At 71.0% G+C, this 25,173-nt stretch carries 25 protein-coding genes and 1 pseudogene; 9 read left to right on the forward strand and 17 right to left on the reverse strand.

Features of this window, described 5'->3' with window-relative positions:
* Nucleotides 1-20: 20 nt before the first annotated feature.
* On the forward strand, nt 21-2,504 hold the full coding sequence (locus ACLJQM_RS39300) for a DNA topoisomerase (ATP-hydrolyzing) subunit A (protein WP_247014295.1): 2,484 nt from the start codon (nt 21-23) through the stop codon (nt 2,502-2,504).
* A gap of 45 nt (nt 2,505-2,549) precedes the next feature.
* Here ACLJQM_RS39300 and ACLJQM_RS39305 read toward each other — a convergent pair whose 3' ends face one another.
* The 10 genes from ACLJQM_RS39305 to ACLJQM_RS39350 form a co-directional block, all read right to left on the reverse strand.
* A complete protein-coding gene (locus ACLJQM_RS39305; RefSeq protein ID WP_247014297.1) occupies nt 2,550-2,807 on the reverse strand; it encodes a hypothetical protein in 258 nt (85 codons plus the stop codon).
* On the reverse strand, nt 2,804-3,337 hold the full coding sequence (locus ACLJQM_RS39310) for a hypothetical protein (protein ID WP_410635400.1): 534 nt from the start codon (nt 3,335-3,337) through the stop codon (nt 2,804-2,806). Before ACLJQM_RS39310 ends, ACLJQM_RS39305 begins: the two co-directional genes overlap by 4 nt.
* Before the next feature lie 63 nt (nt 3,338-3,400).
* Nucleotides 3,401-3,808 (reverse strand): hypothetical protein, encoded by a 408-nt coding sequence (locus ACLJQM_RS39315; RefSeq protein ID WP_410635401.1) that lies wholly within the window; start codon nt 3,806-3,808, stop codon nt 3,401-3,403.
* On the reverse strand, nt 3,805-4,674 hold the full coding sequence (locus ACLJQM_RS39320) for an SDR family oxidoreductase (protein WP_410635403.1): 870 nt from the start codon (nt 4,672-4,674) through the stop codon (nt 3,805-3,807). Before ACLJQM_RS39320 ends, ACLJQM_RS39315 begins: the two co-directional genes overlap by 4 nt.
* Nucleotides 4,674-5,513 carry a MaoC/PaaZ C-terminal domain-containing protein gene (locus ACLJQM_RS39325; protein ID WP_360779083.1) on the reverse strand — a complete coding sequence of 280 codons (840 nt, stop codon included), beginning with the start codon at nt 5,511-5,513 and terminating at the stop codon, nt 4,674-4,676. Before ACLJQM_RS39325 ends, ACLJQM_RS39320 begins: the two co-directional genes overlap by 1 nt.
* Nucleotides 5,510-5,941 (reverse strand): SRPBCC family protein, encoded by a 432-nt coding sequence (locus tag ACLJQM_RS39330; RefSeq protein ID WP_410635404.1) that lies wholly within the window; start codon nt 5,939-5,941, stop codon nt 5,510-5,512. Before ACLJQM_RS39330 ends, ACLJQM_RS39325 begins: the two co-directional genes overlap by 4 nt.
* Before the next feature lie 11 nt (nt 5,942-5,952).
* Entirely contained in the window at nt 5,953-7,137 is a 1,185-nt protein-coding gene (locus ACLJQM_RS39335; RefSeq protein ID WP_410635406.1) for a lipid-transfer protein, read from the reverse strand.
* A gap of 79 nt (nt 7,138-7,216) precedes the next feature.
* The gene (locus ACLJQM_RS39340) at nt 7,217-8,521 is read right to left on the reverse strand and encodes a family 1 glycosylhydrolase (protein WP_410635408.1); all 1,305 of its coding nucleotides are present in this window, start codon (nt 8,519-8,521) and stop codon (nt 7,217-7,219) included.
* Nucleotides 8,522-8,685: 164 nt separating this feature from the next.
* A complete protein-coding gene (locus ACLJQM_RS39345) occupies nt 8,686-9,966 on the reverse strand; it encodes an RICIN domain-containing protein (RefSeq protein WP_410635409.1) in 1,281 nt (426 codons plus the stop codon).
* Nucleotides 9,967-9,997: 31 nt separating this feature from the next.
* Nucleotides 9,998-11,830, reverse strand: coding sequence for a glycoside hydrolase family 3 protein (locus tag ACLJQM_RS39350; protein WP_410635410.1), 1,833 nt, complete (start codon nt 11,828-11,830; stop codon nt 9,998-10,000).
* A gap of 154 nt (nt 11,831-11,984) precedes the next feature.
* Here ACLJQM_RS39350 and ACLJQM_RS39355 point away from each other — a divergent pair, with 154 nt between their 5' ends.
* The 4 genes and pseudogenes from ACLJQM_RS39355 to ACLJQM_RS39370 all read left to right on the forward strand — a co-directional run bounded on the left by ACLJQM_RS39355 (nt 11,985) and on the right by ACLJQM_RS39370 (nt 14,734).
* Complete coding sequence (locus tag ACLJQM_RS39355; RefSeq protein WP_410635411.1) at nt 11,985-12,476, forward strand: DinB family protein; 492 nt, start codon at nt 11,985-11,987, stop codon at nt 12,474-12,476.
* Between the two features lie 25 nt (nt 12,477-12,501).
* Nucleotides 12,502-13,269 carry a helix-turn-helix transcriptional regulator gene (locus ACLJQM_RS39360; protein WP_360779105.1) on the forward strand — a complete coding sequence of 256 codons (768 nt, stop codon included), beginning with the start codon at nt 12,502-12,504 and terminating at the stop codon, nt 13,267-13,269.
* 49 nt (nt 13,270-13,318) lie between these two features.
* Nucleotides 13,319-13,525 (forward strand): annotated as a pseudogene (locus tag ACLJQM_RS39365) (IS630 family transposase); the annotation flags it as partial.
* A 72-nt stretch (nt 13,526-13,597) separates the two neighbouring features.
* Complete coding sequence (locus ACLJQM_RS39370) at nt 13,598-14,734, forward strand: 4-hydroxybenzoate 3-monooxygenase (RefSeq protein WP_410635413.1); 1,137 nt, start codon at nt 13,598-13,600, stop codon at nt 14,732-14,734.
* Here ACLJQM_RS39370 and ACLJQM_RS39375 read toward each other — a convergent pair.
* The 6 genes from ACLJQM_RS39375 to ACLJQM_RS39400 all read right to left on the reverse strand — a co-directional run bounded on the left by ACLJQM_RS39375 (nt 14,731) and on the right by ACLJQM_RS39400 (nt 18,538).
* Nucleotides 14,731-15,237, reverse strand: coding sequence for a YbaB/EbfC family nucleoid-associated protein (locus ACLJQM_RS39375; protein ID WP_410635415.1), 507 nt, complete (start codon nt 15,235-15,237; stop codon nt 14,731-14,733). The genes ACLJQM_RS39370 and ACLJQM_RS39375 overlap by 4 nt on opposite strands.
* Nucleotides 15,238-15,241: 4 nt before the next feature.
* Nucleotides 15,242-15,622, reverse strand: a complete 381-nt coding sequence (locus tag ACLJQM_RS39380; RefSeq protein WP_360779110.1) for a YbaB/EbfC family DNA-binding protein — start codon at nt 15,620-15,622, stop codon at nt 15,242-15,244.
* 3 nt (nt 15,623-15,625) lie between these two features.
* Nucleotides 15,626-16,756, reverse strand: coding sequence for a C40 family peptidase (locus tag ACLJQM_RS39385; protein WP_410635416.1), 1,131 nt, complete (start codon nt 16,754-16,756; stop codon nt 15,626-15,628).
* A complete protein-coding gene (locus ACLJQM_RS39390) occupies nt 16,753-17,103 on the reverse strand; it encodes a hypothetical protein (RefSeq protein ID WP_247014324.1) in 351 nt (116 codons plus the stop codon). Before ACLJQM_RS39390 ends, ACLJQM_RS39385 begins: the two co-directional genes overlap by 4 nt.
* Nucleotides 17,104-17,215: 112 nt before the next feature.
* Nucleotides 17,216-17,959, reverse strand: a complete 744-nt coding sequence (locus tag ACLJQM_RS39395) for a DsbA family protein (RefSeq protein ID WP_410635418.1) — start codon at nt 17,957-17,959, stop codon at nt 17,216-17,218.
* 72 nt (nt 17,960-18,031) lie between these two features.
* Nucleotides 18,032-18,538, reverse strand: a complete 507-nt coding sequence (locus ACLJQM_RS39400) for a MauE/DoxX family redox-associated membrane protein (protein ID WP_360779271.1) — start codon at nt 18,536-18,538, stop codon at nt 18,032-18,034.
* Nucleotides 18,539-18,626: 88 nt separating this feature from the next.
* On the opposite strand from ACLJQM_RS39400, the gene ACLJQM_RS39405 reads away from it, so the two are divergent.
* The 4 genes from ACLJQM_RS39405 (at nt 18,627) to ACLJQM_RS39420 (ending at nt 23,925) form a co-directional block, all read left to right on the forward strand.
* Nucleotides 18,627-19,457: a glutamate ABC transporter substrate-binding protein gene (locus ACLJQM_RS39405; protein WP_410635420.1), complete on the forward strand. Its 831-nt coding sequence runs from the start codon at nt 18,627-18,629 to the stop codon at nt 19,455-19,457.
* On the forward strand, nt 19,454-21,838 hold the full coding sequence (gene hrpB / locus ACLJQM_RS39410) for an ATP-dependent helicase HrpB (protein ID WP_410635421.1): 2,385 nt from the start codon (nt 19,454-19,456) through the stop codon (nt 21,836-21,838). Before ACLJQM_RS39405 ends, hrpB begins: the two co-directional genes overlap by 4 nt.
* A 411-nt stretch (nt 21,839-22,249) precedes the next feature.
* Nucleotides 22,250-23,164, forward strand: a complete 915-nt coding sequence (locus tag ACLJQM_RS39415; RefSeq protein ID WP_410635423.1) for an ATP-binding cassette domain-containing protein — start codon at nt 22,250-22,252, stop codon at nt 23,162-23,164.
* Nucleotides 23,161-23,925 (forward strand): ABC transporter permease, encoded by a 765-nt coding sequence (locus ACLJQM_RS39420; RefSeq protein ID WP_410635425.1) that lies wholly within the window; start codon nt 23,161-23,163, stop codon nt 23,923-23,925. The genes ACLJQM_RS39415 and ACLJQM_RS39420 overlap by 4 nt, the downstream gene beginning before the upstream one ends.
* 686 nt (nt 23,926-24,611) lie before the next feature.
* Here ACLJQM_RS39420 and ACLJQM_RS39425 read toward each other — a convergent pair.
* A complete protein-coding gene (locus ACLJQM_RS39425) occupies nt 24,612-25,145 on the reverse strand; it encodes a TetR/AcrR family transcriptional regulator (protein ID WP_410635427.1) in 534 nt (177 codons plus the stop codon).
* Between the last annotated feature and the right edge of the window lie 28 nt (nt 25,146-25,173).

Here is a 25,173-nt window from a genome sequence, read left to right on the forward strand (position 1 = left end):
AGCTACCAAGGAGTTCTGCCGTGGCACGCCGCAAGGGCACCACCACCAAGGTCGATCCCAGCGCGTTCGACTCCGCCGGCGCGAACGTCTTCGACAACTCGCTGAAGACGGAGATCGAAGACTCGTACCTGGAATACGCGTATTCGGTCATCCACTCGCGCGCCCTGCCGGACGCGCGCGACGGGTTGAAGCCGGTCCACCGCCGCATCCTGTACTCGATGAACGAGAACGGCTACCGCCCGACGCACGCGTACGTGAAGTCGTCCCGCGTGGTCGGCGACGTGATGGGCAAGTACCACCCGCACGGCGACGTCGCGATCTACGACGCGATGGTCCGGCTGGCCCAGGACTTCTCGCTGAACGTCCCGCTGATCGACGGCCACGGCAACTTCGGTAGCCCGGATGACGGCCCGGCCGCTTCGCGGTACACCGAAGCGCGGATGTCGCCCGAGGCGATGCAGCTGGTCGGCGAGCTCGGCGAAGAGACCGTCGACTTCCGGCCCAACTACGACGGTTCGCTGCAGGAGCCGTCCGTGCTGCCCGCGGCCTTCCCGAACCTGCTGGTCAACGGCACGTCCGGGATCGCGGTCGGGATGGCGACCAACATGATCCCGCACAACCTCGGCGAGGTCGTCGCGGCGGCGCGGTGGCTGATCACGCACCCGAGCGCGACGCTCGACAAGCTGATGGAGTTCGTGCCGGGCCCCGACCTCCCGACCGGCGGCAGCCTGCTCGGCCTGGACGAGGTCCGCCGCGCCTACGAGACCGGCCGCGGCGTGGTCCGGATGCGCGCGAACTGCGAGACGGGGCCCCTCGAAGGCAGCCGCGGGCGGCAGGCGATCACCGTCACCGAGCTGCCCTACGGCGTCGGGCCGGAGAAGGTGATCGAGAAGATCACCGACGAGGTCAACAAGTCCAAGCGGCTCACCGGCATCGCCGACGTCAAGGACCTCACCGACCGCGAGAACGGCACGCGGCTGGTCATCGAGTGCAAGGTCGGCGTCAACCCGCAGGCGCTGCTCGCGGACCTGTACCGGCTGACGCCGCTGGAGCAGTCGTTCGGCATCAACAACCTGGTGCTCGTCGACGGCCAGCCGCAGACGCTGGGGCTGAAGGAACTGCTGGAGGTCTTCCTCCGCCACCGCTACGACGTCGTCACGCGGCGCACGAAGTACCGCCGCCGCAAGCGCGAAGAGCGGCTGCACCTGGTCGAGGGTCTGCTGGTCGCCCTGCTGAACATCGACAAGGTGATCCGGCTGATCCGCGAGAGCGAGAACGCCGCGGCCGCGAAGGACGGCCTGATGCAGCGGTTCAAGCTGTCGGAGATCCAGGCGACCTACATCCTGGACACGCCGCTGCGCCGCCTCACCAAGTACGACCGCCTCGAGCTGGAGTCGGAGCAGGACCAGCTGCGCGAGGAGATCGCGGAGCTGAGCAAGATCCTCGACGACGAGTCGGTGCTGAAAAAGCTCGTCTCGGCGGAGCTGGCGAAGATCGCGAAGGACTTCCCGACCGAGCGCCGGACGTCCCTGATCGACGGCGACCTGAAGGAGGTCCTGGCGGCGTCGAAGCCTTCGGGCCCGCTGGAGGTCGCGGACGACCCGTGCCAGGTCATCCTGTCGGCGACGGGCCTGGTGGCCCGCACGGCGGCCGAGTCCGAGGAAGCGACGGAGACGCGTCGCCGCAACGGCCGCGTGAAGCACGACGCCGTCTCGGCGGTGGTCCACACCACGGCCCGCGGCCAGGTTCTGCTGGTGACCAGCCGCGGCCGCGCGTTCAAGACGGACGTGCTCCCGTTGCCGGTCCTCCCGGAACAGGCGGGCACGGTCTCCCTGCGCGGCGGCATGGCGGCCCGCGAGCTGGTCCCGCTGGAGAAGGGCGAGACGGTCATCGGCATCGCCCCCCTCGGCGACCAGGCGGCGGGCTCCCCCGGCCTCGCACTGGGCACCCGCGCGGGCGTGGTGAAGATCTGCTCCCCGGAGTGGCCGGTCCGCTCGGACGAGTTCGAGGTGATCAGCCTCAAGGACGGCGACGAGGTCGTCGGAGCCACGTGGCTGAAGGACGGCACGGAGACGCTGGCGTTCGTGTCCTCGGAAGCGTCGCTGCTGAAGTACGCGGCCTCGTTGGTCCGCCCGCAAGGCCTGAAGGGCGGCGGCATGGCGGGCATCAACGTGGGCGCGGGCTCGGTGGTCTTCTTCGGCGCGGTCCGCACGGACGACGACGAACACGGCGAGCCCCTGGTGATCACGGCGACGGGCCAGAGCGTGAAGGTGACGCCGTTCAGCGAGTACCCGCCGAAGGGCCGGGCGACGGGCGGCGTCCGAGCCCACCGCTTCCTGAAGGGCGAAACAGCGGTGCAGGTCGCCTGGATCGGCCCCCGCCCGGCAGCGGCGGCCCGCAACGGCGACCCGGTGGAACTCCCGGAGACCGACGTCCGCCGCGACGGCTCCGGCCACGCCCACCCGGGCCCGGACGTGGTGGGCCACCTGATCGAACGAAGCTGACACCCGCTCGTGAGTGGGAAACAGGGTTAGCACCCTGTTTCCCACTCACGAGCCGGGCCGGGAACGCTTCTTCTGCTCGCGGCGGATCAGGTAACGCCAGAGGGCCGCGAAGAAGAGCCACGTCAGCACGGCACGCGCGGCCGCGCTGATGATGTTCTCCGCGGAGAAGCTCCAGTGGTGCAGACCGGCCTTCACGAGCAGGTCGGCGCCGAACACGATGGCCTGGAGCAGCAGGAACGGCCACCACACCAGGGTGCGCACGTAGCCGCGGCGCTTGATCGCCTCGACGTCCACGCCTTTCATGCCGGCGAGTCCTCCCGCAGGCGAAGCAAAGCTCTGCTCAGCCGGACGCGTTCGTGGAGGAACACCCCGGCCACGATGACGACCCCGCCCGCGCCGAACAGGCCGACCACGTTGCCGAGCACCGCGTTCAGCGCGCTGACCCCCGCGGCCAGCGCGCAGGCGATGACCGTGCTGCGGCGACGGCGGCGGTGCTGGGCCAGCTGGTAGACCGCGAGGCGCGTCGCCGCCGCGTGCAGCCGGGAGTCCGGGGGGACCCGCCCCGAACGGCTGGCCCGGGCGGCGGCCCGGAACTCGGGCCAGGTCAGGTCTTCCGCGCAGGCGCGCCACATCTCGCGTTCCGTGCGCGTTATCGCCGGCCCCAGCACCGCGCCGAACACCGTGCCGGCGCAGAGGCCGGTCAGCACCGAGGCCCACCACGGACCGTCCGGCCACACCACCGTCACGCCGAGCAGCGCCAGCCCGGCGGCGAACAACCCGCCGGTCAGCAGTCCGAGTGCCCAGGCTCGCCGCGCTCCCCCTCGCGTCTCCACCCGTCCATCTTCGGGCGCTCCGGAGCCACCCGCGCGCTGACTACGCCGGACGGCCCAGCCACCTCAGGCCAGCAGTGCCTTCGCGATGTGGGTCACCTGGATCTCGTTGCTCCCGAACAACTGCACCGCCTCCATCGCCACCTCGGTCGCCGCCTCCGACGAATACAGCTTCATCGCCGACGCCTCCTCCATCTTCGCCGGCTTCAGCTGGATCAACTGGAACCGGCCGATCTCCCGGCCCCACAACCGGCGGCTCTTCGCGCACTCGACGCACAGCCGCAGGCACTCGTTGATCATCCCCCTCTTCTTGAACGGCTTGCCCCGCACGAAACCCGGCATCCCGCGGTCCAGCACGAACGTCAGCACCGGCCGGTCGCGGGCCGGCGAACCGTCGTCCAGCCGGATCTCCTTCGCGATGAAGTCCCGGATCGAATCGCGGACCGGCAGGTCCGTCTCCGACCACTCGATCACGGCAGCCTCGCCGCGATGTCGTCGATCTCCCACGGGCCGTCCGTCTCGATCACCTTGACGTCGTGCCAGCCCGCCAGCTCCGAGATCGCGCCGCCCTGGACCGCGAACACCTTGCCCGTCAGCGCGCACTTCTCGGCAGCCAGGTAGGCCACCAGCGGCGAGATGTTCGCCGGCGAGAACGCGTCGAACTCCCCCTCGGAAACCGGTTCGGCGAAGATCGCCCCCATGCCCGGGGTCGCCAGTGTCAGCCGCGTGCGGGCGATCGGGGCGATCGCGTTCACGCGCACCCCGTAGCGCTCCAGCTCGGCCGCCGCCACCAGGGTCATCGCCGCGATGCCCGCCTTCGCCGCGCCGTAGTTGAGCTGGCCCGCGTTCGGCAGGGTCACGCCGGACGCCGACGCCGTGTTGATCACCGACGCGGACACCGGCGAACCCGCCTTCGACGCGGACTTCCAGTACGCCGCCGCGTGGTGCAGGACCGCCGCGTGGCCCTTGAGGTGGACCGCGATCACGTCGTCCCACTGCTGCTCGGTGATGCCGGCGACGAACGCGTCGCGCAGGATGCCCGCGTTGTTCACCACGACGTCCAGCCGCCCGAACTCCGACACCGCCTGCTCGACCAGCTCCGACGCGCCCGCCCACGACGTCACGCTGGAGGTGTTGGCGACCGCCGAACCGCCCAGCTCCCGGATTTCGGACACCACCGAAGCAGCAGGCCCGGCGGAAGAGCCGGTCCCGTCGTTGCCGCCGCCGAGGTCGTTCACGACCACGGAAGCGCCTTCCCGGGCGAACAACAGTGCGTGCTCGCGGCCGATCCCGCGGCCCGCGCCGGTGATCAGCGCGACGCGCCCGTCCAGTGACCCCATCAGTTCTCTCCGATCTCGGCGAGGCCGTCCTTGATCACCAAGGTGTCGCCCATGGTCGTTTCGAAGGCGTACGAACCGGAACCCGCCGCCCAGATCGCCGTCGACAGGTCCCGGCCGGGCAGCACCGGCGAGGCGAACCGGACGGCCAGCCGCCGCAGCCGGGTCACGTCGGCGCCCGCGACTTCGGTCAGCACCGCCCACGACGTGAACGCCATCGTGCACAGCCCGTGCGCGATGATCCCCGGCAGCCCGGCCGCCTTCGCGACCTCCTCGTCGAGGTGGATCGGCATCGGGTCGCCGGCCGCCGGGCCGTAGCGGTAGGTCTGGTCGTCGTCGACGTGCTGGCTCACCTTCGCCACCGGCGCCTGCGAGCGCAGGGCGTCGGTGAACCGGTGCGCCGGCCCGAGGGTGCCGCGCTGCTCGCCGGTGTCGAAGCCGCGCACGAAGAACGTCACGTGCTGCTCGTTGACCAGCTCCCCGGATACCGACCGGCATTCGAGGTACACGGTCGCCCGCGTGCCCTTCGGCAGGCCCTCGTAGCCGGTCATCTTGGCGCGCGACACCAGCGCATCGCCGGGCCGGATCGGGCGGTGGAAGCGGAAGTCCTGCTCGCCGTGCAGCACCCGCCCGAACAGCGACGGCGGCACGACCTCCAGCGCCGGCTCCAGCAGCGACTGGAACACCGGCACGATCGCGAACACCGGGCTCGCGACGTCGCCGGCGCGGTGGGCCGGGATCGGGTCGTTCGTCGCCGCCGCGTACTCGGCGAGCCGCTCGCGCGTGACGTCGAACCGCACCGGTTCGGTCCACTTGCCGAGCCCGGCCGGGTCGAACTTCACGCGACCAGCGCCTTGAACTTCTCGAGCGACTCGTCGAGGTTCTTCTTCCCGTCCTTCTCCACGGCCTTGCCGAGCGCGCCGACGATCATCTGGCCGGCGAACTCCGCGTCGATGGTCGCCGCCGAGCCGGCCCCGGCCGCCGCCACCGAAAGCGAGAAGCTGATCTTCACCCCGGCCATGCCCGTGCCGGAGATGACCAGGCGGTTCGGAGCGTCGTACTCCTCGACGGTCCACGTGATGGTGTTCGCCATCCCGAGCATGGTGACCACCTCGGACACCTGCGAACCCTGGGAGAACTCCGCGGGGACGTCGCCCTTCCACTTCGTGTGGATGGTCAGCCACTTCTCGAAGTTGTTCGGGTTCGAGAACTCCGCCCACACCTCGTCCGGCGCGGCGGGCAGTTCGACGGTCGCGCTGATCCGGCCCATGGTTTCTTCTCCTAAGCTCGCTGGTAGGCGGTGACGACGGCGGCGCCACCGAGTCCGATGTTGTGCTGCAGAGCCGCGCGCACGTCCGGGACCTGGCGCTTTTCCGCGTCGCCGCGCAGCTGCCAGGTGAGTTCGGCGCACTGGGCGAGCCCGGTGGCGCCGAGCGGGTGTCCCTTCGAGATCAGCCCGCCGGAGGGGTTGACCACCCAGCGCCCGCCGTACGTCGTGTCGCCGGCGTCGACGAGGTGCCCGCCCTCGCCCTCTTCGCACAGCCCGAGTGCTTCGTAGGTCAGCAGTTCGTTGGCGGAGAAGCAGTCGTGTAGCTCCACGACCTGGAAGTCCTCAGGCCCGAGCCCGGCCTGGTCGTACACGCGGAGCGCGGCTTGGCGGGTCATGTCGTAGCCGACGATGTTCTTCGCGCTGCCGTCGAAGGTGCTGCGGAAGTCGGTGGTCAGCGCCTGCCCGACGATCTCGACCGCCCGGTCCGCGAGGTCGTGGTCCGCCACGAAGGACTCGCTGGCCAGGATCGCCGCGCCGGAGCCGTCCGACGTCGGCGAGCACTGCAGCTTGGTCAGCGGGTCGTAGATCATCCGCGACGCGCGGATGTCCTCGAGCGAGTAGACGTCCTGGAACTGGGCGTACGGGTTGTGCACCGAGTGCCGGTGGTTCTTCTCGCCGATCTTCGCGAAGTGCTCGGCGGTGGTGCCGTGCTTCCGCATGTGCTCCCGGCCGGCGGCGCCGAACATCCACGGCGCCGGCGGGAACAGCACCTCGGAGATCTCGGCGAGCGCCTGGAGGTGGTTGCCCAGCGGCTGTTCGCGGTCGTCGTAGGTCGACGCGAGCGAGCCCGGCTGCATCTTCTCGAAGCCCAGCGCGAGCACGCAGTCCGCGCGCCCGCCGCGGATCGCCTCCGCGGCCAGGTACAGCGCGGTCGAGCCGGTGGAGCAGTTGTTGTTGACGTTGACCACGGGGATCCCGGTCATCCCCAGCTCGTAGACCGCGCGCTGCCCCGACGTCGACTCGCCGTAGACGTAGCCGACGTAGGCCTGCTCGACGACGTCGAACGCGACCCCGGCGTCCTCCAGTGCCTTGGTCCCCGCCTCCCGGGCCATCTGCGGGTAGTCCCAGCCTTCGCGCCGCCCGGGCTTCTCGAACTTCGTCATCCCGACGCCGACGACGTACACCCTGTTCGCCATGCAACAAACATACAGACCGGCATGTATTTATCAACCCCCGACCGCACCCCCGCACTTTCACGTGAAAGTGCGGCTTGGGCTAGCCCAGGGGGGCGACCGGACCCGGGTAGCGAGCCGGGTCGAGGCAGCTGCCGAGGCCGTCGACGACCGAGCAGAAGCCCGGCGGCCGCACCGGCGTGTACCCGGCCGGGACGCCGTGGCCGGCGATCAGCTGCCGGTAGGCCGCGACGGCGTCGGTGGGCCGGCGGGTCAGCGCCGGGTCGCTCGAAGCGTCCACTGTGTACAGCCCGAACCGCGGCTGGTAACTGCCCCACTCGTAGTTGTCGGTGAGGCTCCAGTAGTTGTAGCCGATGACGTTCATGCCGTCGGCCTTCGCGCGCTGCACCCAGTAGATGTGGTCGCGCAGGTGGTCCGAGCGCGTGTAGCCGTCGGGGCGCGCGTTGCCGTTGTCGGTCGGCATCCCGTTTTCCACGACGTAGAGCGGCAGGTCCGGGAACTTCCGCGCGTAGTACCGCAGCGCGTAGTAGATGCCGTCCGGCTGCGGCGTCACCTTCCAGAACTCCCCGCTCGCCGCGTGGACGGCGCTGAGGTTGTCGAGGCTCGCGCCGTAGTAGTAGTCGAGGCCGGCGAAGTCGAGCTTGTCGCGCACCCGGTCGAGGAACGACGCGTCCAGGATGCCCTGCGCGGCCGGGATGTAGGCGGTGTTGCCGGACACGAGCGCACCGGGGTCCAGCGAGTGGATCAGGTCGTAGGCCGCGCGGTGCACCGTCACCAGCCGCGCCTGCGCCCACGGCAGCTTCCACCCGGCGAGCCCGCCGTTGGCGGTTTCGTTCTGCAGGTAGACGGTCGGCTCGTTGATCGTGATCCAGATCGCGCCGAGCCCCTTGTACCGGTCCACGACGCGGCGGGCGTTGACGAGCCAGGCCTCGACGGTGCGGTCGGAGTCCCAGCCGCCCTGGTCGGCGACCCAGCCCGGGTAGACCCAGTGGTCGAGGGTGATCATCGGCCGCATCCCCGCGGCCACGACGCGGCGCACGACGTCGTCGTAGTACGCCAGCTCGGTCTGGTCGACCTGGCCGGGCCGGGGTTCGATGCGCGCCCACTCGACGCTGAAGCGGAACACGTTCACGCCGAGCTGCTTCGCGCGCTCGATGTCCTCGGCGTAGCGGTGCCGGAAGTCGACGGCGTCGCGGTAGGGCTCCTTGATCGACGACGTCTTCGCCTGCTCGTAGCGGCGCCAGTTGCTGTCGGGCGCCGAGCCTTCCGACTGGTACCCCGAGGTCGCGACGCCCCAGAAGAACGCCGGCGCCGCGACCGCGGGCGTCACCCCGGCGAGCAGGCCCGCCAGCAGGGCCACCACCACGAAAACCACTCCGCGCCGCATCGCACCCTCCGAGCGTTCATGAAAGAGCTTCATGTTAGCTAGCGGGTGACGCACCGCACATCCCCCGATGGACGGAACACGCGAGCAAAGGAGCGGGGCCCGGACGACGACCGGCGTGAGGCGCCCGCGGAAACGCTTTCCGCGGGCGCCCCACGCACGCCGCGCTAGGCGACCTTGAACGACTGCGCGGCGCCGCCGTCACAGGCCGACTGGACCAGCTGGACGGCGTCCGCGGTGGACGCGCCCGGCACGGTCAGGCACTTGCCGCTGTGGCGGGCGACGAAGTGGTAGTACCCGCCGCCCTCCGGCACCGGCTGCCACTGCTGGTTGTTCCCGCCGCTGTAGGACCACAGCTGCAGGCCGGCGTTGTCCGTCGTCGCCACGTTCGTGACGTCGATGACCTCGACCGGGTTGGTGCGGTTGTTGATCCGGTCGAAGCCACCGCTGGTCGGGGCGAACTGGTACTGCTGCGCGGTGGTCCCGTTGCAGGTGTACTGCTGGATCACGGTGCCGTTGGTGCTGCCCGCGGCCTTCGCGTCGACGCACTTGCCGGACGCCTTGTTCGTCACCGCGTACCAGGCCGCCGGGTCGATCGTGCCGTCCGGCGGCGGGGTGGTCGTGCCACCGCCGCCGAGCCACTTCAGGCCGTCGAGCAGGAACCGGTTCTGGTCGGCGCTCTCGAACGTCGAGGACAGCGCGGTGTTCGTGTCGTAGTTCATCGCGTTGTGGCCGAAGTTCGAGTAGATCATCTTGTAGCTCTTGTTCGTCCACGAGATCGGGTAGTACCCGCTGTACCAGGTCTGGTTCGGGTCGGTGCCGATCGGGAACGTGGACGAGTCCATCGACGCCAGGATGCTGATGTTCGGGTTCTGGCGCAGGTCGTTCTGCCACGCGTACCACTCGGACGTCGAGGACTTGATGGTCGCCGGCAGGTTCACCGTCGACGGGTGCGTGCGGTTCTCGATCTTCAGCGTCTCCGGCGTCGGGCCCCACGTGTTCGACGTGAAGCGCCCGGTGCCGAGGAAGTCGTTGTGGAACCAGTCGGCGTACGACGGCGTCGAGCTGTCGTTGTAGGCGGTGACGTGGAAGCCGTAGAACGCGCCGCCGGCCTGCATGTACCGCTGGAAGCCCTGGAACTGCGCCTGCGACTGCGGCTGGTCGTCGAGGAACATGACGACCTGGTACTGACCCGGGGTGATGGTCGTGAGCTGGTTCCAGTTGTTCGTCGCGGTGTAGGTGAAGCCGTTGGCCGCCGCCTGCTGCGGGAACCAGACGTTGGCCTCCTTCTCGAAACTGATGTGCGCGGCGTCGTAGGTGCCGCTGTAGAAGGCGAGCACCTTGAACGGCGTCGCGGCTTCCACGGCCGGGCCGGCGAAGCTGAGCCCGAGGCAGGCGGCGAAGAACGCCAATATCCGGAGCAGCGGGCGGCGGGTTCTGGACGGCATGCGGGGACCTTTCCGGTGGGGGGACGGGGAATCACCAGGGGCGGTGCGGGTAGCGCAGCCCGAAGCCGAACGGGAACAGCGCGGGCTTGCCGTCACCGACGTTGATCGGCTGCTGGTCGGCGCTGCGCATCCAGGTCACCGGGAGCTTGCCGGTCGGGTTGTAGTCGCCGAAGAGCACGTCGGCGACGCCTGGTCCTTCACTGCCCGGCAGCCACGACTCGACGAGCCCGGCCCAGTCCGGCAGCTGCGCACCGATGTCGAGCGGGCGCCCGGACACGAGCACGGCCACCGTCGGCACGCCGGAGTCCTTCAGCTTGCGCAGCGTGGCGAGATCGGTCTCGTCCAGTCCCATCCCTTGTGGACGGTCGCCCTTGCCTTCGGCGTAGGGCGTTTCGCCGATCACCGCGACGGCGACGTCGTAGCTGCCGTCGATCCCGGTGCCGTCCTTGGCGTAGGTGACCGCCGAGGACTTGCTCTCGATGCCCTGCAGGATCGTGGTGCCGGGGATGACCGGGCCGCTGGTCCCCTGCCAGCCGACCGTCCAGCCGCCGGACTGGTTGCCGATGTCGTCGGCGCTCTTGCCGGCCACGAAGATCTTCTCGTGCCGCTTGGCCAGCGGCAGCACACCGCCCTCGTTCTTGAGCAGCACCTGGGATTCCCGGACCGCCTGGCGAGCGAGGTCGCGGTGCTGCTCGCTGCCGATGGTGCCCAGGAAGCGCCGGTCGGTCAGCGGGTGCTCGAACAGGCCGAGCTCGAACTTCTTGGTGAGGATGCGCTTGTTCGCGTCGTCGATCCGGGACATCGGCACGCGCCCGTCCTGGACGAGGGTGCGCAGCGTGTCGATGAACTTCTGCCACTCGAAGGGCACCATCACCATGTCGATGCCGGCGTTGATCGAGGCCTCGACCTCTTCGGGGGTGAACCCGCTCTTGCCGTCGATCTTGTCGACGCCGTTGTAGTCCGAAACGACGATGCCCGAGAAGCCGAGCTCCTTCTTCAGGACGTCGTTGATCAGGTACGAGCCGGCGTGCATCTTGACGCCGTTCCAGCTGCTGTAGGAGATCATCACCGAGCCGACCCCGCGCTGGACCGCGGCCTTGAACGGCGGCAGGTGGATCGCGCGCAGCTCTTGTTCGCTGATCTCGGTGTTGCCCTCGTTGACGCCGCCGGTGGTGCCGCCGTCGCCGACGTAGTGCTTGGCGGTGGCCAGTACCGAACCCGGCCGGTCCAGGCGCGTGCCCTGCAGGCCGGTGATGATCGACGTCATCTCGGTGGCCAGCTGCGGGACCTCGCCGAAGGACTCGTAGGTGCGGCCCCAGCGGTCGTTGCGGGCGACGCACAGGCAGGGCGCGAAGTCCCAGTCGATGCCGGTGCCGGACACCTCTTCCGCGGTGGCGCGGCCGATCTTCTCGACCAGCCGCGGATCGCGCGTCGCGCCGAGGCCGATGTTGTGCGGGAAGACGGTGGCGCCGTAGAGGCCGTTGTGGCCGTGGACGGCGTCGACGCCGTAGATCAGCGGGATGCCCAGCGGCGTGGCGAGCGCGGCTTTCTGGAAGCTGTCGTACATGTCGGCCCAGCTGACGGGCGTGTTCGGCGTCGGCTGCGAGCTGCCCCCGGAGAGCAGCGAACCGAGCCGGCCGGTGGTGACGTCCTCGGGGCTTTTGACCCCGAGGCGTTCGGCCTGCATCATCTGGCCGAGCTTGTCGTCGAGGCTCATCCGGGACATCAGATCGGCGACGCGGACCTTCACCGGTCGCCGGGAATCCTTGTACGCCGGGCCGTTCCCGGCGAGAGCGGTGGTTTCCGAAGCCAGCAGCAGCCCGACGGCGAGCGCGCCGATCCCCAGCCTGCGTCCGAGGCCCATGCAGGTCCTCCTCGTCGAGAGACCAAAATTCACGCCTTGAATTAATGCATAGGCGTTGGCGGTTGGTCCAGACCTCTGAGTGAACTCGGGTGCCGCTGAGCGGGATCGTCAGTTGCGGCCAGTACCTGACCTAATTCGCTTCTACGGTGTGCCCATGACTCGCGAAACCGACGAACTGCTCGCCCTCCTCGCCGAGGTCCGCAAGCGCTTGCTGATCCCGGTCCGGAACCTCTCGGACGCCGACGCGGCCCGCCGCACGACGGTCAGCACCCTCACCCTCGGTGGCTTGATCCGCCACCTGGCGACGGGCGAACGCCTCTGGCTCGAGATCCTGCGCAAGGGTGACGGCGAGCTGCCGGAGGGGATGCTGGACACGGCGCAGTACTCGATGAGCGAAACGCTGTCCTACTGGCTGAAGGAGTACGCGACGGCCGCCGCCGAGACCGACGCGTACGTGGCTTCCCTGCCGTCGTTGGACGTCGAGGTGCAGTTGCCGGCGACGCCGTGGTCCCCGCCGGAGCCCCAGTTCTGGTCGGCGCGGCGGATCGTCCTGCACCTCATCCACGAGACGGCCCAGCACGCGGGTCACGCGGACATCCTGCGGGAGTCCCTGGACGGCGCGAACTCCACGGCCCAGCTGGCGTGACCGGCCGGGCGTAGGCTGGCGGCCGATGCCGGAAACCCGCCACCGCAGGCCCGAAGGCCACACCCCCGAGGGGAAGGGCTGGCTGCCGCACGGCTTCCACCTCGGCACCCACCGCCACGCCGACGGCCAGCTCGTGTACGCGGCCGCCGGCGCCTTCGCCACGACGACCGAACGCGGGACCTGGGTCGCCCCGGCCAACCGCGTCGCGTGGACACCGCCGGGGTTCGACCACTCCCACCGCTGCTACGGCCGGACCGACTTCCGGCTCGTCGTCATCCCGGCCGACCTGTGCGGTGAGCTCGCCGGGCACCCCAACGTGTTCGCCGTGAGCCCGCTCCTGCGCGAGGTCATCCTGGCGCTGACCGACCCGCGGGAAAGCCGCCCCGGCGCGCACCGGCGGCTGCGCGCGGTCGTGCTCGACGAGCTCGCCGGGCCGCCCGAGCTGGCCCTGCACCTGCCGGAACCGCGGGACGACCGGCTGCGCGCGGTCACGGGCCTCCTGCACGCCGATCCCGCGCGAACCACGACGCTGGCCGAACTGGGCCGGACGGCCGGGGCGAGCGAACGCACCCTCAGCCGCCTGTTCCAGGCCGAGCTCGGGATGGGCTTCCTCCGCTGGCGCACCATCCTGCGCATCCACCACGCCCTGGTCCACCTCACCGAAGGCCGGTCGGTCACCGCCACCGCGATGGCGTGCGGCTGGTCCAACCCGTCGAGCTTCATCGACGCCTTCACCGAGGTCGTCGGCCAGACGCCGGGCCGCTACCAGGCCGGGCTGGACCGGCGGCGCTAGTGTCCTGAGTCTTAATCTCGTGGTCAGTGCCTAAAGTGCCGTGATGCCGACCCACGACTACGTGCGGCACGGCACCACCAGCCTGTTCGCCGCCCTGAACCCGGCCACCGGGTCGGTGATCGCCCAGCACCTGGTCTGCGACAACTACGCCACCCACAAGACCCCAGCGATCAAGAACTGGCTGCTGCAGCACCCCGACCAGATCCTCGACACTCTCGCCGCATACTGCCAACGAATCAACGACTCAGGACACTAGGTTGGCGGGTTTCCGGTATCCGTTGTCCCGTCACCGGTGGGGCGCGCCCGCGGCTGGAGCCACAGTGGAGTCATGACCGAACACACCACCGTCGTCGTCATCGGAGCCGGGGTCGCCGGGCTCACCCTCGGGAACCTCCTGCTGCGCAGCGGGATCGGCTGCGTCGTCCTGGAAAAGCACAGCCGCGAGTACGTCGAGCGGCGGCAGCGGGCCGGGACCATCGACAGCCGCGGCGTGCGCATGTTCCGCGAGTGGGGCCTCGAGGAGGTCTTCGCGAACGACGCCTTGCCGGACGTCGAGGCCGGCTTCTTCCTCGACGGCGAAGAACTCTCGATCGACTTCGCCGGGGACGACGAAAGCGTTTTCTGCCCCCAGCAGGTCCTCGTCCGGAATCTCACGGACGTCTTCCTGCGCGCGGGCGGGGATCTCCGCTTCGAAGCCGACGACATCACCCTGGACCTCGAACGCCCCGCCGTCCGGTACGCGGACGTCGTCCTCCCCTGCGACCACATCGCCGGCTGCGACGGCGATCGCGGGATCAGCCGGACGGCCTTCCCCGACGGCGTCCTCACCCGGTACTCCCGCGAATACGGCTACGCCTGGCTGAGCGTCCTGGCCGAAGTGGCCGCCGCCCCGTCCGGCATGGCGATCCACGCCCGCGGCCTGGCGGGGATGATCCCCCGCGGCGCGCACGCCAGCCGCGTCTACCTCCAGTGCCCGCCCGGCGACGAACTCGCGCACTGGCCGGACGAGCGCGTCTGGAGCGAGCTGAGCGCCCGCTTCGGCCGGCCGGTCACGCCCGGCCGGATCGCCGACAAGAGGCTGGTGCCCCTGCGCAACGTGGTCCACAGCCCGATGCACCACGGCCCGCTGTACCTGCTCGGCGACGCGGCCCACATCGTCCCGCCGATGAGCGCCAAGGGAATCCACCTCGCGCTCTTCGACGCCGAGGTCTTCGCGAACGCCGTCGTCCGCCGGGCGAACGAGGACGACCCGAGCCTGCTCGACGGCTATTCGGAGACGTGCCTGCGCCACGTCTGGAACTACCAGGCCTTCGCGGCGTGGATCACCGACGTCATGCACGACGCCGGAGATCCCTCCTACGCGGGGGAATTCCGCCAGCGGACCGCCCGCGCGGAGCTGGAGCGCCAGTTCACCTCCCCCGCCGCGGGCCGCCTCTTCGCCGAGTTCCTCGCCGGCGTGAGTTAGCGGTCCGAGCGCAGGGAAGCCGGGTCGAAGGACTCCCAATACGCGTCCTCGTCCTCGACGTTCGAAGCCGCCGGAGCTGCCGGAGCTGCTTCCGAAGGTGCCGCGCCGAGGCGCTCGGCCCGCAGCCGCTGGAACTCCTCCACCGTCATGCCCGGGTCGTCGTCCTCGGCCCGGGCCGGCGCGGGCATGCCCGTCATCTGCTCGATCATGTACGTCATGTCTTCGCCCAGCAGCAAAGCGACCCGGTTGTAGGCGTCCTGGGTCGCCTCGCGCATGGCGGCCCGCGCGACCTCCACCACCCGCGGCGCCAGCTGCTCGCCCAGGTTCACCGCGGAAGGCGCCAGCCACAACCGAAGCAGCTTCCCGCGCGCGTCGACCGTCGCCTCGACCTGGCCGTCGACGTCGTGGGCGGTCCCGGAAGCGGCGGCCATCAGTTCGTCCACTTGGGACATCGCCGCCTCGCGCGCCCGGGCCTGGGCGATCAGCTGGCGGGTCGTGATCACCGCGTCATCTCCCGTACGTGTAGGTCTCGGCGTCCGGGTCGTCGTCCGGGATCGGCTCGTAGCCCAGCACTTCCAGCTGCGACGCGTCCACCACCGGCGCCAGCGCGTGGTACATCTTGTCGCCCGCGCGGCGGGTCGCACGCTGGGCCAGCTCGAGGATCTGGTCGGCGAGCACCGCCGAGCCGTGCCGCAGCGTCGAGCGGTGGATCGTCAGCCCGGTCAGCAGCCCGCCGGGGGCCACCTGGACCTCGATGGTGCCGTCCGGGGACGACGCCTTGCCCACCACCGGGCCCGAGCGGGCGAAGCGCGCCGAAGCGTCGGCCTCCGCGCGGTCCGCCTGCTCGGCGATCCGCGCGGACGCCAGGTCGATGTCGAAGTCAGCCACGACTCACCCCGTCGGCCGGTAGAACCCGATGAACGACTGCCCCGCGTTCGTGGTGCGGATCTTGCTGATCTGCACCGGATCCCCCGCCTCGACCATCTGGCCGTCGCCGATCACCATCGCCACGTGGCCGGACCACACGACGAGGTCGCCGGGCAGGAGCTGGTCGATCGAAGGCACCTCGGCGCCGACCGTCTGCTGCGCCGCCGTCCGCGGCAGCTGCAGGCCCGCGTCCTGGTACGACGTCATGGTCAGCCCGCTGCAGTCGAGGCCCTGGCCGCGCGCGGTGCCGCCCCAGACGTACGGCACGCCGAGCTGCGAAAGGGCGTTGCGCACGGCCTTCGCCGCCGTCTCGTTCGGCGCCATGACCTGCTTGCCGCCGGGGAGGTTGATCGCGACGCCGGAGCCGGGCTGCGGCGGGATCGCGACCGGCAGCCGGGGCTTGTGCACGGCGCCGCCGCCACCGCCGCCGCCTCCCCCACCGCCGCCACCGCCGCCGTCCGAGCCGCCGCCGGAGTAGCCGCTGTTGCTGTTGAACGACGAGCCGACCTTCGTCGACGACGCGCTGCTCGACGACGTCGTCTGCTCGCCGCCGCCCAGCCGGGTGCCGATGTCGGTCAGCTGGGTGATCGTCTGCTCGCTGAAGGTCGCGGCCTGACCGGTGAGCTGGCTGATCTTCGTCTGCAGCTTCATCAGGACGTCGCGCGACGCGGCGGCGCGGCTTTCCGGCGGCTGGATCGACTTCACCGCCGCCAGCGCCTTCATCGACGCCGAGATCTCCTTGATGATCTGGTCGCGGACCTGGTCGTTCTTGATCTCGCCGACGTGCAGCGCCTCGGCGGCCTCGGTGACGGCCTTCTCGATCTCGGCGCTCTCGTCCAGGAGGTCCTGGACCTCTTTTTCGAGACTCTGCGACGTCGCGGTCGCCCGGTCGGTCGTCGAGCCCGAGCTGGCCGAGGCCAGGTTGACGCGCTGCTCGCCCGCGACGTCGCGGGTGCGGCCCACCGACGTCTGCAGGGCGTAGTGCGCGTCCCGGGCGCCGCCGATCGCGGCCGGGTCGTGGCGCACCTTGTCGGCGAACTGGTTCGTGGTGTCCAGGCCGTGCCGGACGAGCTGGTCGGCGTGGTGCTCGGTCACGCGGGGCCCTGCCCGAGCTCGGTCCCGAGTCGCCGCACGACGTCGCCGTGCTCGGCTTCGACCGCCGCGTAGTTGCGATCGGTCTGCCGGGCGGCCTCGCCGACCTGGCGCCAGCCGCCGCCGACGCGGTGCATCCGCTCCTGCAGCGCGCGCATCCGGCCGCTGTAGGCCCCGGAGAACCCGGACTCGCCGCCCATTTCCGAGAAGCCGTGACCGCCGAGCGTCACGTGCGGGCCGACGTGCTTGTCGGCCGCACCTTTGACGTCATCACCGAGCGGGTCGACTTCGCGCGCGTACCGCGTGTACGCGCCGTCGTCGACGTGAAACCCCGAATGCGAACCGTCCACTGGCCCTCCCTGTCACCAGGGGTGCGACGTGCGCACGCGACCCCCGGTTCCCCATGGTGCGGGATTCAGCCTAGTCGACGTTCCGTGCCCGCGTGGGCGAATTGCCCCGGGGTCAGCCGGTGACCTTCTTGAGCCAGTCGGGGTCCTGCCAGGACACGATCGAGCCGTTCGCGGTGACCGTCGGCGTGCCGAAGCCGCTCTGGCCGCCGCCGAAGTCCTGCGCCAGCTTCGGGTCCTTCTCGATCTGCTGGAACGCGCTGTCGAGCTGCTCGTCGTACGTCCCCGCGTTGACCGTCTGCGCGAACGCCGGATCGGTGATGCCGACGTTCTTGCCGAGCTCGATCAGCTGCGCCTTGTCGTAGCCGCGCTTGCCCTCCTCGGGCTGGTTCGCGAACAGGGCGTCGTGGAACTGGACGAACTTGCCGGCGTCGGCCGCGGCCAGCGCCGCGTTCGCCGAGTCGAGGGAGTAGCCGGGCGGGCTCGAACGCTGGTTCAGCAGCGGCACCATGTGGTAGCGGACCTGCAGCTTGCCGTCGTTGACGGCCTGCTCGACCTGGCCCTTGTACTGCTTCTCGAACTCGCCGCAGATCGGGCAGAGGAAGTCGGCGTAGACGTCGATCGAGGCTTTGGCGCCGGCCTTGCCGACGGTGACGACCACACCGTCACGCTTTTGGGTGACATCGGCGGCGAGCGAACTGGTCGTCTCGCCGGCGCCGATGATCTGGCCCTTGGTCTTGTTCCGGTCCGAGATCGTCCAGATCACGCCGCCGATCACGAGCGCGGCCACGACGACCACGGCGGCGATCCCGATGATCCACTTCCGCTTGTCCCCGGACGCGCCCCTGGCCTGGGCCACCGCCTTGGCTCCCCCGGCCTGCGCGGCCTGACGACGCTTCCGAGCGGTCCGCTCAGCTCCACCCACTGTGTATCAATTCCCTTCCGCGATACCCGAGTAGTCGGACCCGGGCTCGGTGGAGTTCCCGCGACCTCGCGCCAGCCAGCTGTCGACCGACAGCCAGGTGCGCGGCCGCGCCAGCAGCCACACGGCGAGCAGCGCGAATCCGGAGTCGCGGAGGATCTCCTGCGGGTACTCGGTCTGCCCCGCCGCCACCTGGCCGCCGCCGCCGAAGCACCCGCAGTCGATGCTCAGCCCGCGCGCCCAGGACTGGGCGATGCCGGCGATGAGCACGACGAGCAGCACCAGCGCGGCGCCCGCGGCCCACCGGGTCGCCAGGCCCGCGAGCAGGAACAGCCCGAGCACGAGTTCGACGAGCGGCAGCGCGATGGCCACCACGTTTTCGAGTGCGTCCGGGAGCAGGTCGTACGCCTGCACGGCGATCAGTGTCTGCCCCGGATCCGCCAGCTTCAGCGCACCCGAAACGAGCCAGACGGCAGCCAGCCCGAGCCGGGCGAGCGTGCCGACGGCGTCCAGCACGGGTTGGGACGGTCGCACCACGCACTTAGGCTAACGGGAGGACCTGAGAACTTCGTGAGGGCAGGGCAGCGGCGGAGGGAGCGGCTGGATGCGGTGGCGCACGCTCCTCGCTTCGGCGTTGTTGCTGGTCACGGCGTCGGCGTGCGGGCCGGCGAGCGTTTCGCCCGGCGACTCGCTGGTCACCCGTGCGAGTGCCACGGATCACCTGACCATCGGCATCCGGTTCGACGCGCCGGGCCTCTCGGAGCACACCGTGGACGGCCGGTTCGTCGGGTTCGACGTCGACGTCGCGACTTTCGTCGCCTCGGAACTCGGGGTCGCGGCGAAGGACATCACCTGGCGCGAAACGACCCCGGCGACGCGGGAAACGGACCTCACCTCCGCTGCGGTCGACCTGGTCGTGGCCACCTATTCGATCACCGACAAGCGCAAGCAGGTCGTCTCGTTCGCCGGGCCGTACTTCACCACCGGCCAGGACCTGCTGGTGCGCCGGACGTCGGCCGACATCACCGGGCCGGAGGCGCTCAACGGGCGGCGGCTGTGCTCGGTCACCGGGTCGACGCCGGCCCAGCAGGTGAAGGACAAGTTCGCCCAGGCCGTCCAGCTGGTCGAGTACCCGCGGTACTCCGACTGCGTGACGGCGCTGCTGGCCGGCCAGATCGACGCGGTCACCACGGACGCGGTGATCCTCGCCGGGTACGTGACCCGCGATCCGGAGCTGCTGAAGATCGTCGGGAAGCCGTTCTCGGCGGAGAACTACGGCGTCGGCCTGCGCAAGGGCGACACCCAGGGCGTCAACGCGGTCGACGACGCGATCCGCAAGATGATCTCCTCCGGCGAATGGCTCCGCTCGCTCAACGCGAACATCGGGCCGTCCGGTTACCAGCTGCCCCCACCCCCCGAGGTCACCGCGAAGTGAAACTGCCCGACCTGCCGGTCCGCGCGGTCCTGCCCGACGTGCTTTCCGCACTGGACGCCCACGGCACCGCGGTCCTCGTCGCACCGCCCGGCACGGGGAAGACGACGCTGGTCCCGCTCGCACTGGCCGAATCGGGCGGCCGGGTCGTCGTCGCGGAGCCGCGGCGCTTGGCGGCCCGTGCCGCGGCCGCGCGGATGGCCGCGCTGCTGGGCGAACCGGTCGGCGAGACCGTCGGCTACGCCGTGCGCGGCGACCGGAAGGTGTCCGCGCGCACGCGCGTCGAGGTCGTGACGTCGGGCCTGCTGGTGCGGCGGGTGCAGGGCGATCCGGAGCTGCCGGGCGTGTCGACGGTGCTGCTCGACGAGTGCCACGAGCGGCACCTGGACGCGGACCTGCTGCTGGCGCTGCTCCTGGACGTCCGCGCCGGGCTGCGCGACGACCTCCGCCTGCTGGCGACGTCGGCGACGGTCGCGGCCGGGCGGCTGGCGGCGCTGCTCGGGGACGCGCCGGTGGTCACGGCCGAAGCGCGGACCTACCCGATCTCGTACGAGTACCTGCCACCGGCGCGGGGCGAGCGCGTGGAGGCCTGCGTCGCCCGGGCGGTGCGGACGGCGTTGTCGTCGGGCGAGGGCGACGTGCTCGCGTTCCTCCCCGGCGCGGGGGAAATCGCGCGGACGTCGAATCTCCTGCGGCTGTCCGAATTGGACACTGTGGACGTCCTTCCGCTGCACGGCCGCTTGTCGGCGGCCCACCAGGACGACGCGCTGCGGCCGCGTGGCCGCCGGCGGGTGGTGCTGGCGACGGCGGTGGCCGAGTCGAGCCTGACCGTCCCGGGCGTGCGCGCGGTGGTGGACTCGGGACTCGCGCGCGTGCCGCGGGTCGACCACCGGCGCGGGCTGCCCGGCCTGGCGACGGTCCGCGTGTCGGCGGCGGTCGCGACGCAGCGCTCGGGCCGCGCGGGCCGCGAAGGGCCCGGGCGGGCGTACCGCTGCTGGGCGGAGAACGAACAGTCGCTGCTGCCCGCGTACCCGGAGCCGGAGATTCGCACGGCCGAGCTGGCGCGGCTGGCGCTGGAGCTGGCGTGCTGGTCGACGCCGGACGGCAGCGGGCTGGCCTGGTGGGACCCGCCGGGCGAGGGCGCGCTGGCGGCGGGCCGGGCGCTGCTGGCGACGCTGGGCGCGACGGCCGACGGCGTCGTGACCCCGCGCGGGCGGCGGATGGCGGAGCTGGGCCTGCACCCGCGGCTGGCCCGGGCATTGCTGGACGGTGCTTCGGCGGTCGGCGCCCGGAACGCGGCGGAAGTGGTGGCCCTGCTGGATTCGGGCGGCACGCTGACCGACGTCGAGGCCGAGCTGCGCCGGCTGCGAAGCGCGAACGACGACGCCTCGCGCCGCTGGAAACGGGAGGTGCAACGGCTTTCCAAGCTCGTGACCGGCGCCGGGAAACCGGATCCGGCGCTGGTCGTCGCGCTCGCGCACCCCGAGCGGCTCGCCCGGCGGCGACCCGGCGGTGCGCCCGTCTACCTGATGGCCGGCGGCACCGCGGCCGAACTCCCGCCGGGCAGCGGCCTCGACGCCGAATGGCTGGCCGTCGCCGAAGCCACCCGCGACCCCGGCCGCGTCCACGGCACCATCCGCCTCGCCGCGGCCGCCGACGAACGCCTCGCCGTCCGCGCCGGCTCGGTGTCCGAAGTGGACGAAATCACCTGGGACGGCGACGTCGTCGCCCGCCGCGTCCGCAAGCTCGGCGCGATCACGCTTTCCGAGAAGCCGTTGAAGGACGCGAACGTCCACGACGCCCTCGTCGCCGGCCTCCGCGCCGAAGGCCTCGGCCTGCTCAAGTGGCGCCCGGACGCGACCCGCCTGCGCGAGCGGCTCGCGTTCCTCCACCACGTCCTCGGCCCGCCGTGGCCCGCGGTGGACGACGCCGCACTGCTGTCCGATGTGGACAGCTGGCTGGACCTTTCCGCCGCCCGGCGGAAAGCGGACCTCGCGACCATCGACGCCGGCACCGCCCTCAAGGCTCTCCTCCCCTGGCCGGAGGCGGCGAAGCTGGACGACCTCGCCCCGGACCGCCTGGAGGTCCCGTCGGGCTCCCACATCCGCGTCGACTACCGCGAAGACCGGCCGGTACTGGCCGTCAAGCTGCAGGAGACGTTCGGCTGGACCGAGACCCCCACGCTCGCCGGCGTCCCGGTGGTCCTGCACCTGCTCTCCCCGGCCGGCCGCCCGGCGGCCATCACGGCCGACCTGGCCGGCTTCTGGACGACGGGCTACCCGGCGGTCCGCGCCGACCTGCGCGGCCGCTACCCGAAGCACCCCTGGCCGGAGGACCCCGCGACCGCCGCCCCGACCCGGCACACCTCCCGCAAGAAGAATTGACGGACCGAATCGGAAATCGCTCTTCGGCCGCCTGATCATTTCACCGGCCTCGTTTGCCGGTATGCATCGAAACGGTTCCTTTCGGTAACGACCGGGCTGAGGGCCGGCGCCGGCCGACGCTCCGTTCGACTGGTACCGCTCGCACGCCATCCACTCGCGGCGGTGGTACCGGCGGGTCGAGGCGGCGACGATCGCCTTGTCCGCCGGCCTTCCGGTGCTCGTCGTCGGGTCGGGCCTGCGGTCGGTGTTCCACTGGCAGAACAACTACTTCCGACGTGGGCCAAGCTGGCCGCGGAGAAGCCCCGGACCTGACCCCCGCCGAAAGTCGGGGGCGGCGCGCGACCGACGTCCGATGCTCCCGGCACCCCGGAAACCCCAGACTCCCGGTACAGGCGAACACCGGGAGGAACCATGATCACGCTTCGCGCACTCACGAAGCGCTACGGGGAAAAGACCGTCGTCGACGCGCTCACGTGCGACGTCGGACCGGGGCGGGTGACGGGGTTCCTCGGCCCCAACGGCGCCGGGAAGTCGACGACCATGCGGATGACCGTCGGGCTCGACCACCCGCAGCAGGGCGAAGCCCTCGTCGGCGGGCGGCGCTACGCCGAGCTGCGGCACCCGCTGCGCGAGGTCGGCGCGCTGCTCGACGCCAAGGCCCTGCACCCCGGCCGCAGCGCCGGGAAGCACCTGCTGGCCATGGCGCGCAGCAACGGGATCGCGGCTTCGCGGGTCGACGAGGTGCTCGCGACCGTCGGGTTGTCGGACGTCGCGGGCAAGCGCGCCGGCCAGTTCTCGCTCGGCATGGGGCAGCGGCTCGGCATCGCGGGCGCGCTGCTCGGCGACCCCGGCGTGCTGCTGTTCGACGAGCCGGTCAACGGCCTCGACCCGGACGGCGTCCGCTGGGTCCGGCAGCTGATGCGGTCGCTGGCGGCCGAGGGGCGGACGGTGTTCGTCTCCAGCCACCTGATGAGCGAGATGCAGCTGACCGCGGACCACCTGGTGGTGATCGGCAAGGGCAAGCTGCTGGCCGACGCCCCGGTCGCGGAGTTCATCGCGGGCAACTCCCGCACGACGGTCTCGGTGCGCGTCCCGGCCCCGGCCGAACTCACGACCTTGGACGCCCGGCTGCGCGCCGAGGGCGGCCTGACCCACCCCGGCGAGCCGGACGAACTGGTGGTGGACGGCATCGACGTCACCCGCGTCGGCGACCTGGCGCACGAACTGGGGATCCGCCTGCACGGCCTCGCCGAACGGACGGCGTCGCTCGAGCAGGCGTACATGGAACTGACCGCTTCTTCGGTGGAATACGGGGTGTCGGCATGACGACGGCGGTGCGCGGCGCGGTGGCTTCGGAGTGGACGAAGTTCTGGTCGGTCCGGGCCACGTGGTGGTGCCTGGTCTCGGGAACGGCCCTGATGCTGGGCTACGCCACGCTGTCGGGAATCGCCCAGCGCTACAACGACGACGCACTGGGGGCGAACACGATCGCCCTCGGCGGCGGCTTCTACCTGACGCAGTTCGCGGCGATCGCCTTGGCCACGCTGTTCGTGACGAGCGAATACACCGGCGGCGGCATCCGTTCGACGCTGCTGTGGACCCCGGTCCGCCCGCGGGTGGTCGCGGCGAAGGCGGCGGTCCTGCTCCCGGTGCTGTTCGGCTTCGGAGTCGTGCTGGCGTGCGCGGGAATGGCGCTGGCCAGTGTGGTGAAGGACGGCTACGGCCTGCCGACGTCGTTCGAAGGAGCGTTCACGACGGCCTCGGGCATGGGCGGCTACTTCGCCCTGCTGGGCCTGCTGTGCACGGGTGCCGGCTGGGCGCTGCGCAGCGCGGCGGGCACGCTGGTGTCGGTGATCGTGCTGCTCATCCCGCTGCCGCTGATCGTGGCTTCGCTGGGCCTGCCGGAGCTGGTGCCGTACTTCCCGGGCATCGCCGGCCTGAACGCGATGGTGGAAGCGGGCCACCCCAACCCGATCACGATGACCCCGGCCCCGTACGCCCCTTGGGTGGGCCTGCTGGTGTGCGCGTGCTGGACGGCGGCGGCACTGGCGGTGGGGACGGCGGTGCTGCGCCGCCGGGACGCCTGAACCGAAACCCCGCCCTCCCTGGGGGGCGTGCCCTTGTCCAGCCTATCGGCGCCCACCGACAAAAACCGGCGTGAAGCGTCAGCGGGCGGCTCGGCACCGCTGACGACACTTGGCACCATCCTGCCGGCGGTCCCACAGCGAGGTGGCCCTGCGGCCGCCGCTTCCTCAGCCAGTCGGTCACGGGGGCGGCAAGTGCATCGGAGCGGAGCGGTGCGGGGCGGCTCAGTCGAAGGTCGCGGATGACTCATGGGGGACCTCGGACGTCCCGAATGAGTCATTCGCGACCTCCCACCGCCACCGAGCCGGCCCAGTGGCCCCATCCAGCCGAGCCGGTGAGGACGCCACCACCGGGCCGGCCAGCGGGCCACCACCCGAGCCAGCACCCCGAACCACCACCCGGCCCAGCAACCACGCCACCACCAAGCCGGATCAGCGAGCCACCATTTGAACCGGCGCCGCGAACCAGCTCCCGATCCGGCCGAGCCGCCACCCGCAGCAGTCGGCCGGCCACCACCCCAGCCGCCATGCGAGCCAGCCAGTCAGCCACCACCCGGCCCGGCAACCACGCCACCACCGAGCCAGATCAGCAAGCCACCACCTGAACCGGCGCCGCGAACCAGCTCCCGATCCGGCCGAGCCGCCACCCGCAGCAGTCGGCCGGCCACCACCCCAGCCGGCCGGCCGCTTCACCCCACCCCGATCCCCGCCAGGATCTCCCGGGCACTCTTCACCAGCGACTCTCGGGACGCCGGTGCCGAAGCCCCCGCCAGCGCGCCGAAGATCGTCCCCTCCATCCAGTCCACCACCACTCCCGCATGCCGCACCGGATCCGAAGACCCCGCCGCAGCCAGCACCTCCGCCGCCCGGCGCCGGATCAACGCCCCGCCCGAGTCGTACTCCGCGCGCAGCTCCGGCCGCCGCGTGGCCTCCAAAGCGAACTCGTACCGCGCCAGCATTCGCGTCCGGCCCGAAGTGATCGCCTCGAACGCGTACCCCGCGATGAACTCCGCCAGGTCGCCCGAGGACGCCGAAACCTGGTCCAGCTCGACGATCCGCGCGAAGGCCAACGACAGCAGCGCCGCCCGCGTGCGCGCGTAGTACGACGTCGAGCCCACCGGCAGGCCGGCCGCGCGGTCGACCGCCCGGTGGGTCAGGCCGCGCATGCCGTCCGCCGCGATCACCTCGATGGCCGTGTCGGCGATCACCTCGAGACGTTCCACCCCCTCACTCTACAGGTGTAGAGTCCTC

This window comes from Amycolatopsis sp. cmx-4-83 (assembly GCF_046548815.1).
GTDB classification, from domain to species: domain Bacteria; phylum Actinomycetota; class Actinomycetes; order Mycobacteriales; family Pseudonocardiaceae; genus Amycolatopsis; species Amycolatopsis pretoriensis_A.

What these genes read in the sequence shown, in the direction of transcription:
- ACLJQM_RS39340 (WP_410635408.1), bottom strand. Translation starts at nt 8,521, where the DNA reads ATGCGGCGCGGAGTGGTTTTCGTGGTGGTGGCCCTGCTGGCGGGCCTG.
- ACLJQM_RS39305 (WP_247014297.1), bottom strand. Translation starts at nt 2,807, where the DNA reads ATGAAAGGCGTGGACGTCGAGGCGATCAAGCGCCGCGGCTACGTGCGC.
- ACLJQM_RS39360 (WP_360779105.1), top strand. Translation starts at nt 12,502, where the DNA reads ATGCCGGAAACCCGCCACCGCAGGCCCGAAGGCCACACCCCCGAGGGG.
- ACLJQM_RS39320 (WP_410635403.1), bottom strand. Translation starts at nt 4,674, where the DNA reads ATGGGGTCACTGGACGGGCGCGTCGCGCTGATCACCGGCGCGGGCCGC.
- ACLJQM_RS39335 (WP_410635406.1), bottom strand. Translation starts at nt 7,137, where the DNA reads ATGGCGAACAGGGTGTACGTCGTCGGCGTCGGGATGACGAAGTTCGAG.
- ACLJQM_RS39415 (WP_410635423.1), top strand. Translation starts at nt 22,250, where the DNA reads ATGATCACGCTTCGCGCACTCACGAAGCGCTACGGGGAAAAGACCGTC.
- ACLJQM_RS39345 (WP_410635409.1), bottom strand. Translation starts at nt 9,966, where the DNA reads ATGCCGTCCAGAACCCGCCGCCCGCTGCTCCGGATATTGGCGTTCTTC.
- ACLJQM_RS39350 (WP_410635410.1), bottom strand. Translation starts at nt 11,830, where the DNA reads ATGGGCCTCGGACGCAGGCTGGGGATCGGCGCGCTCGCCGTCGGGCTG.
- ACLJQM_RS39420 (WP_410635425.1), top strand. Translation starts at nt 23,161, where the DNA reads ATGACGACGGCGGTGCGCGGCGCGGTGGCTTCGGAGTGGACGAAGTTC.
- ACLJQM_RS39355 (WP_410635411.1), top strand. Translation starts at nt 11,985, where the DNA reads ATGACTCGCGAAACCGACGAACTGCTCGCCCTCCTCGCCGAGGTCCGC.
- ACLJQM_RS39370 (WP_410635413.1), top strand. Translation starts at nt 13,598, where the DNA reads ATGACCGAACACACCACCGTCGTCGTCATCGGAGCCGGGGTCGCCGGG.
- ACLJQM_RS39330 (WP_410635404.1), bottom strand. Translation starts at nt 5,941, where the DNA reads ATGGGCCGGATCAGCGCGACCGTCGAACTGCCCGCCGCGCCGGACGAG.
- ACLJQM_RS39405 (WP_410635420.1), top strand. Translation starts at nt 18,627, where the DNA reads ATGCGGTGGCGCACGCTCCTCGCTTCGGCGTTGTTGCTGGTCACGGCG.